Origin of the sequence: Chitinophaga sp. sic0106 (assembly GCF_019219075.1) — a bacterium.
GTDB lineage: Bacteria > Bacteroidota > Bacteroidia > Chitinophagales > Chitinophagaceae > Chitinophaga.
Genome location: NZ_JAHUWJ010000001.1, coordinates 617,763 through 633,341 on the forward strand (window position 1 = coordinate 617,763; position 15,579 = coordinate 633,341).

At 45.7% G+C, this 15,579-nt stretch carries 8 protein-coding genes; all 8 read left to right on the top strand.

The genetic code is table 11. The annotated features are described in order from the left end of the window. Positions 1 to 176 precede the first annotated feature (176 nt). Positions 177 to 3,572: a methylmalonyl-CoA mutase family protein gene (locus tag KW844_RS02670; RefSeq protein WP_218375147.1), complete on the top strand. Its 3,396-nt coding sequence runs from the start codon at positions 177 to 179 to the stop codon at positions 3,570 to 3,572. Between the two features lie 176 nt (positions 3,573 to 3,748). Further along, a complete protein-coding gene (locus tag KW844_RS02675) occupies positions 3,749 to 5,179 on the top strand; it encodes a glycoside hydrolase family 125 protein (RefSeq protein WP_218375148.1) in 1,431 nt (476 codons plus the stop codon). Positions 5,180 to 5,276: 97 nt separating this feature from the next. Then, entirely contained in the window at positions 5,277 to 7,058 is a 1,782-nt protein-coding gene (locus tag KW844_RS02680; protein WP_218375149.1) for a hypothetical protein, read from the top strand. A gap of 64 nt (positions 7,059 to 7,122) precedes the next feature. Beyond that, positions 7,123 to 8,205, top strand: a complete 1,083-nt coding sequence (locus tag KW844_RS02685; RefSeq protein WP_218375150.1) for a PA0069 family radical SAM protein — start codon at positions 7,123 to 7,125, stop codon at positions 8,203 to 8,205. Between the two features lie 745 nt (positions 8,206 to 8,950). Continuing rightward, positions 8,951 to 9,517 carry a DinB family protein gene (locus KW844_RS02690; protein ID WP_218375151.1) on the top strand — a complete coding sequence of 189 codons (567 nt, stop codon included), beginning with the start codon at positions 8,951 to 8,953 and terminating at the stop codon, positions 9,515 to 9,517. A 144-nt stretch (positions 9,518 to 9,661) separates the two neighbouring features. After that, the gene (locus KW844_RS02695; RefSeq protein ID WP_218375152.1) at positions 9,662 to 11,545 is read left to right on the top strand and encodes a transglutaminase family protein; all 1,884 of its coding nucleotides are present in this window, start codon (positions 9,662 to 9,664) and stop codon (positions 11,543 to 11,545) included. Between the two features lie 12 nt (positions 11,546 to 11,557). Then, on the top strand, positions 11,558 to 13,795 hold the full coding sequence (locus tag KW844_RS02700) for a DUF3857 domain-containing protein (protein ID WP_218375153.1): 2,238 nt from the start codon (positions 11,558 to 11,560) through the stop codon (positions 13,793 to 13,795). Between the two features lie 687 nt (positions 13,796 to 14,482). Continuing rightward, positions 14,483 to 15,562 (top strand): AAA family ATPase, encoded by a 1,080-nt coding sequence (locus KW844_RS02705; protein WP_218375154.1) that lies wholly within the window; start codon positions 14,483 to 14,485, stop codon positions 15,560 to 15,562. Positions 15,563 to 15,579 lie beyond the last annotated feature (17 nt).

Genomic DNA, 15,579 nt, shown 5'->3' on the forward strand with positions numbered 1-15,579 from the left:
TTAATAATCATCTAACCTACCATAAGGTTCGTTTCATAAACCCTTAATATTCCCCGTTACCATTGAAAGCTGATTAATGAAATCCCACCACCTTCCGGTGACAGCAGGATGATTCCGGCCAAAGAATACGTAAATTGCAAATCGCACAAACCTGTGCGTCTAAACAAGATCATAATATGTCGTATACACCAAAAAACAAGGTTCGCATTGTAACGGCGGCCGCCTTATTCGATGGTCATGATGCTGCTATCAATATCATGCGCCGCATCATGCAGGCAAAGGGAGCTGAGGTGATTCACCTGGGGCATAACCGCTCTGCTGCAGAAATAGTGGATTGTGCCATCCAGGAAGATGCACAGGGTATTGCTGTAACATCCTACCAGGGAGGCCACGTGGAGTTTTTTAAGTACATGTACGACCTGTTAAAAGAAAAAGGCTGTGGACATATTAAAATATTCGGTGGCGGCGGCGGAACAATCCTGCCTACAGAGCTGGAGGAACTGCATGCCTATGGCATTGCACGACTATATTCCCCTGACGATGGCCGCCAGATGGGCCTGGAAGGAATGATTGAAGACCTGATCAGCCGCTGTGATACACCTATTGAGCCATTGCCGGCAGGAACAGGCGGTGAAGATATTGCCCTCCTCCAGCAGGACAAAAACCCGAAAATCATTGCCAGAGCCATCTCTCTGGCAGAAAGCGATATGCCGGTAGCTATGCTCAACGGCAAAAAATCCCGTACAGCCGTTACCGTAGGTGAAGATGTGGCGGAAATCACCACCACCGCCGATGGTATTCCTGTGCTGGGTATTACCGGTACCGGTGGCGCCGGTAAAAGTAGCGTGACAGATGAGCTGGTACGCCGCTTTATCAACCAGCATACCGACAAAACTATTGCAGTCATTTCTGTAGATCCCTCCAAGAAAAAAACCGGTGGGGCTTTGCTGGGAGATCGTATCCGCATGAACTCCATTCACCACCCGAGAGCCTACATGCGCTCCCTGGCCACCCGCGAAAGCGACAAAGCCATCAGTGAGCATATCCAGGAAGCCATCGACATCTGCAAAGCAGCGGCCTTTGACTTCATCATCCTGGAAACTTCCGGTATCGGGCAAAGTGATACTGCGATCACTGACTACTGCGATGTATCCCTCTACGTGATGACGCCTGAATACGGCGCCGCCTCACAGCTGGAGAAAATCAACATGCTCGATTACGCAGATGTAATCGCTATCAATAAATTCGATAAAGCCGGCGCCCTCGATGCCCTGCACGATGTGCGCAAGCAGTATAAACGTAACCACAACCTCTGGACAGCCAAAGACGAAGAGCTGCCAGTGGTAGGCTCCATCGCCTCGCAATTCAATGATGCCGGCATCAACCTGCTCTTTGAAAAAGTGATGGAGAAAGTGGTAGAAAAATCAGGTGTTGCTTTCGGGGAGATTGAACATGAAAGCGTGAAAGCTACCACCACCAAATCCCAGATCATACCGCCGGCACGCGTACGTTACCTGGCCGAAATAGGAGAGGCTATCGGAGATTACGGGACCTGGGTAAATGAGCAATGCAAAATTGCCACACAACTGTACCAGATCGCCGGTGTAATGAAGCTGCAGCTCGATGATGCTAAACTTGCTACCCTGGCTGACATTCAGCAACAATTACATAAAGAACTGCACCCGGATTGCAAGCAACTGATCGATAACTGGCCGGCCTTACAGCAGCAGTATACTGCTGAATTCTATGAATTTAAGGTGAGGGATAAAGTGATCAAACTGCCTAATTACACAGAAAGTTTGAGCCATAGCCGTATCCCTAAAGTGAGTTTACCTAAGTACAGCGACTGGGGCGACATCCTTCGCTGGCAGCTCACGGAAAATGTGCCTGGTGAATTCCCGTACGCAGCAGGGGTATTCCCGCTGAAACGCGAAGGAGAAGATCCTACCCGTATGTTTGCAGGTGAAGGTGGTCCGGAAAGAACAAATAAACGTTTCCATTACGTATCGCTCGATCAGCCGGCTAAGCGCTTGTCCACCGCGTTTGACAGCGTTACCCTGTACGGAGAAGATCCGGCAGTGCGTCCTGACATCTACGGTAAAATAGGTAACTCCGGTGTAAGCATTGCAACGGTGGATGATGCCAAAAAACTCTACAGTGGCTTCGACCTCTGCGATCCGAAAACCTCTGTGTCCATGACCATCAATGGTCCGGCGCCCATCCTGCTGGCGTTTTTCATGAATGCCGCCATCGATCAGCAGTGCGAGAAATACATCAAAGAAAATGGGTTGACTGAAAAAGTAAAGGCCATTATCCGCGATAAATTTAAAGATCATCCGCTGCCACATTATAATGGTGATCTGCCTGCGGGGAATGATGGACTGGGGCTTTCCCTGCTGGGAATTTCCGGTGAAGAAGTACTGGATAAGGAGATCTATGAAAAGATAAAGGCCCATGCACTGAGCACCGTTCGCGGTACCGTGCAGGCCGACATTCTGAAAGAAGATCAGGCACAAAACACCTGTATTTTCTCGACAGAGTTTGCGCTGAAGCTAATGGGCGATGTACAGGAGTATTTCATCAATACCAAAGTGCGCAACTTCTATTCTGTAAGTATTTCCGGTTATCACATTGCTGAAGCGGGTGCCAACCCGATTACACAACTGGCGTTTACGCTGGCTAACGGATTTACTTATGTGGAGTATTATCTGAGTCGCGGTATGAATATCGATGACTTTGCACCTAATCTCTCCTTCTTCTTCAGCAATGGTATGGACCCTGAATATGCGGTGATAGGCCGTGTGGCGCGCCGTATCTGGGCTAAAGCTATCAAGTATAAATACAAGGGCAACGACCGCTCACAGAAGCTGAAATATCATATTCAGACCAGCGGCAGGAGTTTGCACGCACAGGAAATTGATTTCAACGATATCCGCACTACACTGCAGGCGTTATACGCGATCTACGATAACTGTAACTCTCTTCATACCAACGCTTATGATGAGGCTATTACCACGCCTACAGAGGAAAGTGTGCGGAGAGCAATGGCCATTCAGCTGATCATTAACCGTGAGTTGGGTACTGCTAAAAATGAGAATCCGATACAGGGGTCTTTCTTTATTGAGGAACTGACAGAACTGGTAGAAGAAGCCGTACTCGCGGAGTTCCAGCGCATTACCGAGCGCGGAGGCGTGCTGGGTGCCATGGAAAGAATGTACCAGCGTAATAAGATCCAGGAAGAGAGCATGTATTATGAGTCGCTCAAACATACCGGCGAATATCCGATTGTGGGCGTGAATACCTTCCTGAATAAGAACGGATCTCCAACGGTTATTCCTGCGGAGGTAATTCGTAGTACTACCGAAGAAAAGGATTTCCAGATCAATACCCTGGATGCCTTCCAGCACCGCCACGCCGTGAAGGCCGAGGCTGCGCTGAAGCAGCTGAAACAGGTGGCTGTAAACAACGGCAACTTGTTTGAGGAACTGATGGAAACAGTGAAGCATTGCTCACTGGGGCAGATCACCCACGCATTGTATGAAGTGGGGGGGCAGTACAGGAGAAATATGTAATGCCATATTGTAAATATAGAACGGGTAGGGCTGGGACGAAAGTGCCGGCCCTACCCGTTCCAGGCCATTTGCCTGCGGCAAATGGCCTGGAACGGGTTTAATAAATTTCAGGCAAATCGATTTAGCAAATCCCGAAATCTTTGCTATTTTACACTTTCATAAACAACAAAACAGCTATGGTTGCAAGGAGAGATTTTCTTAAAAGCGGCGCCCTGCTGGCAGGAGCCGTAAGTTTAGGATTGCCGAAAACAGTGTTTGGATGGGATGGGTATACTTCTCAGCGTCCGCCGATGGCACAACGTAAGTTCACCAGCGACGCGGTGGAGAAAACCATTGTGGCAGTAAAAAAACAGATTGCCGACAATAAACTGGCCTGGATGTTTGAAAACTGCTTTCCTAATACGCTGGATACCACTGTGAATTATAAGGTGGTAGATGGTAAATCCGATACATTCGTGATCACAGGCGATATCAACGCCATGTGGCTGCGCGATTCTTCCGCACAGGTATGGCCGTACCTGGCGCTGGTAAAAGATGATCAGAAACTGCAGCAGCTTATTGCCGGGGTTATTCACCGTCAGGCTAAATGCATCCTGATTGATCCCTATGCCAACGCTTTTAACGATGGCCCTACTGGCAGCGAATGGGAAAAGGATCTTACCGACATGAAGCCGGAACTGCACGAACGCAAGTGGGAAATAGACTCCCTCTGCTATCCGGTGCGACTGGCCTACCACTACTGGAAAAATACCAACGACACGAAAGTGTTTGATGAGCAGTATAAAAAAGCGGCTCACTTAATCGTGAAAACCTTTAAGGAGCAGCAGCGTAAAGAGGGCAAAGGGCCTTACAAATTCCAGCGTGTAACCGCCTGGCAGTCGGATACCGTGCCTAATTCAGGATACGGCTCGCCTATGTTGCCGGTGGGGCTGATTGTAAGCATTTTCCGTCCTTCTGATGACGCTACTGTATTACCTTTCCTGATTCCTTCCAATATGTTTGCGGTAGTATCACTGCGTCAGCTGGCGGAAATAAGTGAGGTTGTTTATAAAGATGCGGCTTTCGCGAAAGAATGCGTTGCGCTGGCGGATGAAGTGGATCGTGCTATCAAGGCTTACGCGATTGTAGAGCATCCGAAACTGGGTAATATGTATGGTTTTGAAGTAGATGGCTATGGCAATCGTTTATTCATTGACGATACCAATGTACCGAGTCTGCTCTCTATTCCATACCTGGGTTACACCACTGCAGAAGATCCGCTGTATCAGGCTTCCCGTCATTTTGTATGGAGTACTTTCCATCCATGGTACTACCAGGGTAAGTTTGGTGATGGGATAGGTAGTCCGCATACCGGTGAAAACTATATCTGGCCGATGAGTATCATTATGAAAGCATTGACCAGTCATGACAGGGAAGAAATTGCAGCCTGCCTTAAAACACTCCGTAATACGGATGGCAACACTGGCTTCATTCATGAATCTTACCAGAAGGATGATCCGACGAAGTTTACCCGTAAATGGTTTGCCTGGGCTAATACTTTGTTTGGTGAACTGATCCTGAAAGTAAGTAATGAATATCCGGAGTTGCTGAAGCGGCAGTACGCTTAAGCGAAATTCTCCTGATAACTTTGTAAAGGAGCAACGGATCAAAGATTTGGATATCTTTGATTCCTGCTCCTTTTTATTTCTATATAATTCAGTACAAATGGCAGTAGCAACCATCTATCAGCAACGGATTGATGCTTTTAAAGCAGATATAGCGAAAGAACAAAAAACAGCTTCCTTACTTGCCTGGCTTCGCCTGGCGGCGTTTATTGCTGCGGTGTGGGGGATTGTTCAGTATATCCGTTCAGGTTATAATCTGCCCTGGCTGCTGCTCACGCTGACAGGCATTGTTGGCTTTCTGGTATTGCTGAAGCGCTACACCAGGAGCCAGGATAAGCTGCAGCTGTTTAAAGTGCTACTGGAACTGAATGAAAAGGAACTTGCACTGGTGATGTCCAATGTGGCTGGTTTTGCCGATGGGAGTGAGTTTATAGACGACCGCCATGATTTTACGGGCGACCTGGATGTATTTGGACCGGCATCTATCTATCAGCATATTAATCGCACCGGCACCCTTTCCGGCAGCAGAAAACTGGCGGAATCACTGCGGAATCCATTACAGGATGCCCGGCAGATAAGGGATACGCAGGAGGCATTGCGGGTATTAACGCCCATGGTAGATTTCCGGCAACAGCTAACGGCTACGGCTACACTGGCTAAAGAGAATGATCAGGATAAAAAGGAAATTAACCTTTGGATGCAGATGCCATTGGAGTTTCTGGGTAAACAAAAAATTAATTTATTGAGATGGGGACTGCCCGTATTGTTTGTGGCGGCGGTTTTCATTTATGCCTTTACGGGCGCTTACTATTGGATGCTGCTGAGTTTTAGTGCTAACTGGATGTATCTCATCACGTATCAGAAGCGCATCCTGGCGCAGCACAACCTGATGGCACACAAAGAGCGTATTCTCAGTAGGTTTGACAGCATTCTGCTGGAGGTCCGAAAGGCTTCCTTCGGTAATGCCAGGCTGCTGCTGGAGCAACAGGCCGTTGCCAATGAGGCAGATACTGCCTTGCGTAAGCTGGCAAAAATCAGTTCGGCATTGGATCAGCGAATGAACCTGTTAGTGGCAGTGGTGATTAACCCCATTCTGATGTATGACGTTCACTGCATCGTACGTTTGGAAAAATGGAAGCATGATCACCGTCAGGATATGAACAAATGGCTGGATGTGATTTCTCAAATGGAAGCCTGGGATAGCCTGGCTACTTTCGCTTACAATCACCAGGAGTTCAACTGGCCGGTTGTGAAGGAAGGTAAGCTGGTGGTTGTTGCCAGGGCGTTGGGACATCCGCTGATTCCGGTGGGGGAATGTGTACAAAACGACGGGGAGATAGGCACCAAGGCAGATTTTCTGATCATTACCGGCTCCAATATGTCAGGCAAAAGTACCTTCCTGCGAAGTGTAGGCAGTAACCTCCTGCTGGCGATGTGTGGCGCGCCGGTATGTGCACAGCAGTTTGAGTTTACCCCCATGCATATTATGACCAGTATGCGGATTAAAGACAGTATTGCCAGTCATACCTCGTATTTCCAGGCGGAGTTGCTCCGTTTGCAGCATATTATACAACACCTGAAGCAGGGCCGCAAGGTATTTGTGCTGCTGGATGAAATCCTGAAGGGTACCAACTCCGAGGATAAGCTCACCGGCTCACGGAGTTTGATAGAGCATTTCATCAGCTACACCTGCCTGGGCATGGTGGCTACGCACGATCTGGAGCTGGGCCACCTGGAAGATACTTATCCTACCCGTATCCGCAATTATTGCTTTGAGAGTACCATCCAGGACGATCACCTGTATTTCGACTACCGCATGAGGGAAGGCATTGCCCGTAACAAGAATGCGACGTTCCTGATGAAGCAGATGCAGATTATATAAAATCGCTGATAAAAATATATTGAATAACTAAATATTTTAGTAGCTTTACTAAAATATTTAGTGTATGACATTGCCATTCCAGGAAGGGATGTCTGAAAACCAGTATTACAAAGGCCGCGGAGCTCAGATCAATCCTAAAAACAAGTTTCTTGCAGGGGAGTATGTAAAGGAACACGTGGAGGGAATTGATGAGTGGTGGCAGGCAGATGTACCCACCCAGATTTTTGAAGAACATGCCAAAACCCTGGTAAACAAGGTGGATAGTCCGGATGTGGGCATGTGGTATTCCATGAATCCCTATCAGGGCTGTGAGCATGGTTGTATTTATTGTTATGCCCGTAATGCACATCAGTATTGGGGATTGAGTGCAGGTCTTGACTTTGAGCGTAAGATCATCGTAAAGCACAATGCACCGGAGCTGCTGCGTAAATTCCTGGATAATAAGAACTGGGTGCCGAAGCCGATTTCGCTTTCCGGCAATACGGACTGTTACCAGCCGGTGGAACGTAAAATGTGGCTTACCCGTCAGTTGCTGGAAGTATGCCTGGAATACAAGCAGCCAGTGGGGATTATCACTAAAAATTCCCTGGTGCTGCGGGATCGTTACCTGTTGCAGCAACTGGCCCAGCAAAACCTCGTTTGTGTATATGTTTCCATTACCACCTTGCAGGAAGATCTCCGGCAAAAAATGGAACCCCGAACCACTACCGCAGCACAAAGACTTAAAATTGTAAAGGACCTCACGGATGTTGGAATCCCCGTGGGGGTGATGACGGCACCCATTATCCCCGGTCTCAACGACCATGAAATTCCGAAACTGATTGAGGCTTCGGCTAATAATGGTGCGAAATTTGCCGGCTACACCGTCGTTCGGCTCAATGATGCGGTGAAGATCATTTTTAACGACTGGCTATATAAAAACTTCCCTGACAGGGCAGATAAGGTATGGCACATGATTGAAGGGATGCATGGCGGCAACGTGAATGACAGCGAATTTGGGAGGAGAATGAGGGGAGAAGGCAACATTGCTGAACTGATCAAACAACAATTCAGGATTCATACAAAGAAGCACGGGTTGAACCAGGAACGGTTTGAATTTAATACGGAAGCGTTTAAACGGCCAACATCGCAGTTGAGTTTATTCTGAGGCAAAAGCTGCAAGGGCTTTGGAAGGATCTATGCAGCTGCCATTAAAGTAGATCTACTGCGAAGGGGGAAGTGCCGCGCGTCTATGACTTGCAGCCGGGTTTTTACTGAGCGCCAAAGGTATACGGACTAATCCCGTTTCAATACCTAAGCGTTTAAACGGCCAATATCGCAACTGAGTTTATGCTGTGAAACAAAGCCACAACGTAGAATTAATGAACTAATTGTTAACTCTACAAAAAAAGTAGGAAAGAAATGTATGTGGATAAAAAATAAAAATTATCTTTGTTTCAATTGAACATAACTCGTGCAACTTTTATCAACATATAAGATTATCGCGCCGGCCTGCATGCAAAAGCAGGTCAAGGGTATGATGCGGGCATGTTGCACCGATTGTTAACGATAGAAAAGTTATCAAACGATATAAACAAAGGTCCCGCAGTAAATCGCGGGACCTTTTGCTTTTGAAGCAGCCAGAGATGACGACATTGAAAAAGATTCAAGAGATAACTATACATATACATTGTACCACGCAACGAGCGTGTTGCAAACAGGATGGCTTTGCCTTAAAAAAGCCATACGGACCTCGTATGTAATTTTGTAAGCACCCTTACATTATTTGGCCTGGCTCGTAATTAGCCAGGCCTTTTTAATGCCATTGGCCCAAACCGAATCACAATTTTAGTAAATGTTATGTGCGGGACCTTGAAAGCCGGGAATGTACATAACCCCAAAAACGAAACACCATGAGGAACGTAATCCAAGTAGTAAGAGAGGCTTTACTCACCAATTTCAGGGAGTTAGACCAATGGTTTGAAAAAGATTCAGCCCTGCTGGACTTTAAACCGGAAGCCGACCAATGGAGCATCAGAGAAGTGTTGGAACACATCACGTTAACCAACTATTTCCTCCTGCTTATCATCAACAAAGCAACGCGCCGCGCGCTGGACCGTAAACGCAACGGCTATACCGTTGTAGTGCCTGCCGATTATGAAGACAAATTTGCCCAGATCGATGTGATCAGCAGCAAATCCTTCGGATGGGTAAGACCCGAACACATGGAGCCAGAAGGCCTTAAAAGTCTCGCGGAAATTAAAGCAACGCTCAAACAGCAATACGCACAATGCTGGTACAACGTATCCCTGCTCAAAAACGGAGAAGGAACACTCGTGTTTACCAACATGTCCGTAAACCACCTGGGCAAACTGGATATCTATCAATACATCTATTTCCTTACCAAGCACATCGAACGTCATATCCATCAAATGCAACGACTGGAAAAACAGTTCGAAGAAGACGCGGTATTCATATAACTTTTAGGTCGACCAATCAGGTCATCTATTATTGTTAATTCCCTGGTATGCTGATTGTAAAGCCGGTAGAATTTCTACCGGCTTTTTTTTATTTGTTTATACATAAAACATTTTTATATATTTAGTCAGTAATCAGTAACCCTTATGGCCAAAATCTGTCTATACCTATGCATTTGCTATAGCATATTGCTTAGCAACCTAACCAGCTATGCCCAAACTAATTCCGAAAAGAATGTGGTCATACAATCCCAGGAGGAACGCTATGAATTTGTAGTTTCCAATAATGCCGAAAACCCCGTAAACGTAAAGCAGTCGCTTAAAGTAGCCTACGCATGCGAACAATACCGCACCACTATCCCCTTCGCAGAATTTTATGATGATAAGAGTAAAATAGAGGAAGTAAGGGTGTATGTAGACAACGATCGCAGAAAAGACGTGAAGCCGGTTTTTGCCAACTACAGCATTGATGATATCTTCTATTCGGATGCTAAAATTTGTGGCCTCCAGCTGGACTTGATAAAAAAAGGAGTGGAAACACGTGTGGAACTCGAAAAAACTTTTTTCGACCCCAGGTACCTCACCAGCATCTACTTTTCTGAGTACTATCCGGTTACTTCGAAAGTAATAACCATCGTGGTGCCACGCTGGATGCAGATTGAAATGAAAGAAATGAACTTCAGCGGCCATCACATCTCCCTGAATAAAACCTATGATAATAAAAAAGATGCGGACGTATACACCTACACTGCCACCAACCTGCCGGCTAATGAAAAAGATGCACAGGCCCCCGGCCCGTCCTACGTATATCCGCACCTGTTAATGCTCGCTAAATCTGCTACCACTCCAGGTGGGGCCCAGAGATACTTTAATAAAACCGAAGATCTGTATGCGTGGTACCATTCACTCGTGCAACAAATTGGTGATGATGAAGGTATTATCAAACAAAAAGCCCTCGATATTACCAAAGGCATCAGCAGCGATACCGCCAAAATTATTGCCATTTACCAGTGGGTACAGGATAATGTCCGTTACATCGCTTTTGAAGACGGGATTGCCGGTTTTAAACCGGAAGCCGCACAATCAGTATTACAGCATAAGTACGGCGACTGTAAAGGCATGGCCAACCTTACCCGTGGCCTGCTGAAAGCCCTGGGCTTTGATGCCCGCCTTTGCTGGATAGGAACAGATCACATCGCGTATGATTATTCCACCCCCAGCATGGCCGTGGATAACCACATGATTTGTGCGGTAAACTATAAAGGCAAACGCTACTTTATTGATGCCACCGAAACTTACATCGGCTTTAATCAATATGCACAGCGCATACAAAACCGCCAGGTGCTGATTGAAAATGATAAATCGTTTATCCTTGACCGTATCCCGGATTGTAAGTATACCCAAAATACAGAGGTAGAAAAACGTACCCTTCGGGTAGATGGTAATGCACTCGTGGGCACGGTGCAGCACCTCTGGGATGGGGAAAGCAAGGAGTATATACTCAGCCAGGTAAACGGCACCCGTAAGGAAAAAATCGATAATGCCCTGCTCCGATTTCTCAATGATGATAATAACAAATACGGTATCACCAATATCAAAAGTTCGGATGTTAACAACTGGAATCAGCAGCTGAGCATCAACTACGACCTTCGCTACCAGGATGCTGTAGCCGGTTTTGGGGATGATATGTTTATTGAAATGGACTTCCGTAAGGAGCTCAACGATTTTACGATCGATACCACCAAACGTAAATCAGATTACCTGTTTAGCTTCAAACACCATGTACGCCACGAAACGGACCTGGATATCCCGGCAGGTTATAAAGCCGAGTTGCCGGCTAATTTAAGTATAGACCGCGATGGGTATGCTTTTCATCTCACCTATACACAAACAGGATCAAAGGTGATTTATCAAAAGGAGATAATTATCCGTAATCACTGGCTGGCTAAATCAGCATTCAAACAGTGGAATGAGGATGTTCAATTGCTCAACAAAGCTTACCTCGAACAAGTAACCCTTAATAAAAAATAATATCCCCTTACTATGAGATTTTTAACATTAGGATTGTTTTGTATGCTCTTGTCGGAAATGGCATCAGCACAAAGCAGGAAAGTGATAGAGAAGTATAACGACCGGGCCGCCGCCGCCAGGGCCGAAGTCTGGAGCTGGGAAATCGACGCCTTCAACAACCCGGACCTCAAAAAAATTGATACAAAACAATCAGCGGTGGTGCTGGCCAAACACATTGATGTAAAATTACTCAGCACTAAAAATGTGACCGCCAGCCTGATCAAATTTTATGTAAAACGTGATTTTTACTATGGAACCACCGTGCGCGAAATGGTGAAGATCAATGATAAAGTGGCGCTGGAAGAATATTCCCAATTTAGTTTTAATAAATTCAGGAGACTCAATGGTTTCCGTGCAAAAGCCACCAGTATTATTGGGGTGAGAATTATTAAGCCGGATGGTAGCATAAAAGAGGTAAAAGTAGACGAGGAACTGGTGACAGAAGAGGATGCGGATAAGCAACAAAAAAGTAAACTCGCTATACCGGACCTTCAGGTGGGTGACATCATTGACTATTTTGTACTGGTAGAGGAAATGAAGGCGACCGGAGAAAGTATCGATAAGCAACTTTTTGTTTTGGGAGATGATAAGCCTATTAAGCGATACAGTGTGCATTGCGATATCAGTGATAAGTTTGCATTACGGTATACAACCGCCAACGGCGCACCTGATTTTGCGATTGAAAAAAATCCGGATGAAACAACATTTGACCTGGTCGTATCGGATCTTCCTGCCCTGCCAACGGAGTTGTGGATGTCGCCCTACAGGCAGATTCCCAATATCCGCATGAGTATAAACTACGGAGCGTTTGGTTATGGATATGGTGGGATTACTGTGCCACCGGGTGGTTACAGCAGGAATATTAAGGATGCGGATATTATCAATACCTCAGAGCTGATGGCAAAAGAGGCTTACAGGTATGCCGGTAGTCGCGGTCCGGTTGAATATGTGGATGCAGTACGCGACATGATCAAGATATACCAGCGGGATAATGAAAAGTTAAATAAAGATAGTATTCCTTACTATGTTTATTATGCGATGAGGTATATGGTTTTTTATAGGGTGCTTCCTCAAAGCCGTATCAATGTGGGTTTGGCCAGGAATATGCACGAGTCTAATAACATGCTGTTTATCAGCTTACTGGCATTTACCCTGCGTGAGCTGGATATCAAGAGTGATGTGGTGCTGGCTACCAACCGGTACGGTCCGAAAAATGGTGAATTGCTGGATCCAACTGACTTTGAGTTTATCCTGAAAACCAGGACAGTTAAGCCAGTGTATATGTCTTCTGCAGGAGTATTTTCGCACTGCAATAATTTTTCAACAGATTATGAGGGGCAGGATGCTCATGTGACGAATGCTGTGGGAGGTGCACAACGGAAGAATGACCCACCATTTGTGAGTAAGGTAAAAATCCCATATAGCAAACCCGAAGAAAATTTACGTCAGGAGCAGTATACCATCTCCCTGGATAATAAAATGGAGCAGTTGCAGGTAGAAAGAACTACAACAGTAAAGGGGGCATTACGTACAGCGGCTCAGCGTGAACTGTTGCTGTTTGAAGATTATTATGAATCAGAGCGAAAAGCACTTGGGGTGAGAGAATCCTTCATGGAAGCATTTGCTGATAGCAGGAAAAATAAATCGTTGGCCGAGGAGTATACGAATGCATTTGCAGAAGCACGTAAGGAACAGAAGGAAGCTTTTACCAGTGATGTAAGAGATCAGTTTGAAGTGGCGCCAAAGGAGCTGACATCTTTCAAGGTGCGTAACATGGCGCTGCGTCATGATCAGCCGGATTTTGTATACGATACGAAGTTTAGCCTGGAAGGTTTCTTAAAGAAAGCGGGCAGTAGTTTCATATTGGATATAGGCCGGTTAATAGGCGGACAACTAACGATCAAGCCTGAGCAGCGTGAACGTAAGGTGGATATCTATGAGCCATATGCGCGTACTTATGAATACAGTATCGACATCGCTGTACCTGCCGGTTATAAAGTGGAAGGCGTGGATAAGCTATCAAGGAAAGTTGACAACGACTGCGGTTCGTTTATGGTTGCAGGTGAGTTGGCAGGAGATAAGCTGCATCTCAGTGTGAGAAAGGTTTACAAGCATGCTTTTGAGAAAGCGGAAAGCTGGAATAACATGTTGCAGATGATTGATGCGGCTACTGATTTCACTGGTCAGAAAATCCTGTTTAAAAAAGCTTAAACAACGTTGCAAAAATTTTCCAAAAATAATTTGTCAAAAATTTGCAATATCAAAAGAGATACTATTATCTTTGCATCGTCAAACAATTACTAAATCAATAAACCTTTAAAAAATGAAACGCTTTAATTCACCTATAAACAGCACAGCGCAGGGCAGAGTCCTGATTGGCGGCTGGTTCCGGGCGTTTTATTATTACAGGTAGATAAATATATTTGTATCAATAAACAGAGCCCGGGACCGTGAATCCCGGGCTTTTTTTATTGCCTGATTGCTGATGATCAATGCTGTAATCACACAAGAACTCTGGAGCCATGAATGGTTGATGATAGCTGTAAGCAGCTATAGTCAAGCGTTTGAGGATAGCTTTGCACATAAGCAGGCTAAACGGACAAGGTATGTCGTAACGTAGTGTATGCGTTAACGTTAGTAACCCGGTCCGTGTAAAAATGGACCGGGTTTTTTATTTGTATTACTTATTGAGGAGGTACATAACACTGTAATGGCGGGGTAATCCTGCCCTGCCTTACATTTTGTAGCTGCTCTAAAAATATTCTTTTTTCGTCTCTGTTTGAATTAACCCAATTAACCCCCAGGTGGCCGAAAAAGTGAAGGCCACTCATGATAAGGATGAATTGCCGGAGCAGGAAGCTCCGGTAAATCTTTATCTAACTTAAAAGACTAAACGAAATGAAAAACACATATAGAAACCCAAATATACCCAGTGCATACCTCGCATCTTCCAGCTTCCTGAACAGAACGGAAGTCTACCTGCACCACTTCAACAGCCTGCCCTGTATGCATTCAGTGTTCAATCTGGACATTGAAAAAGCCATTAAAACTGTGGAGGAAAAATTTGCAGCTGATATCATGGATATCTATCGCGATATGGATTATGATGCTCAGAAGAAGAAATATAATTACGATGAGATCATCATTGTGCTGAAGCAAAACCGGATAATTTACATGGAGTCCACCTACATGGAAATTTTAACGCAGGACGGTGACCAGCAGTTTATAAAAGAGGTCACTGAATGTGTTGCTCCGCTTAAGGTGCGGGCTAAGAAGCAACCACAGGAAATGAATCTCATTTCCACCTATGAAGGACGGATTGTGTTGAAAAGCATGGAGATAAAGCGCACCAAACTGGACCTTTCCTTGTATTACGAGGACGACTTCCTGGCGGTGGATACTGTTATCCAGCAGCGTCTCAGGAAGGATAAGGACAAAGGTATCGTGTTGCTGCATGGCATGCCAGGTACTGGCAAGACCACCTACCTGCGTTATCTGATCAGCCGTATAAAGAAGAAGGTACTGTTTGTATCGCCGGATATGGCGGAGAGCATTACCAGTCCGTCTTTTATGAACCTGCTGATTGATAATCCTAACTGCGTGGTGGTGATTGAAGATGCAGAAAACATTATATTAGACAGGAAGATAACGGGGAGTTCATCCGTATCTAATCTGCTGAACTTGTCTGATGGCTTGTTGTCCGATTGTTTGAATGTACAGTTGATCTGTTCTTTTAACAGTGATTTGCGGTCTGTTGACAGTGCATTATTACGCAAAGGCAGGCTGATAGCCCGATACGAATTTGGTAAGTTATCGGTGGACAAGGCGCAGCGTTTGTCTGATTCGCTGGGCTTTGATCAGATCATCCGCAGGCCCATGACGGTGGCGGAGATTACGAACCCGCAGGAAACTGCAGTAGAAATGAAGCAGCGTACGATCGGTTTCCGGCGTCAGCTGACAGAAGAATTAGTTAATTAAGAAACCTCAAATAATAA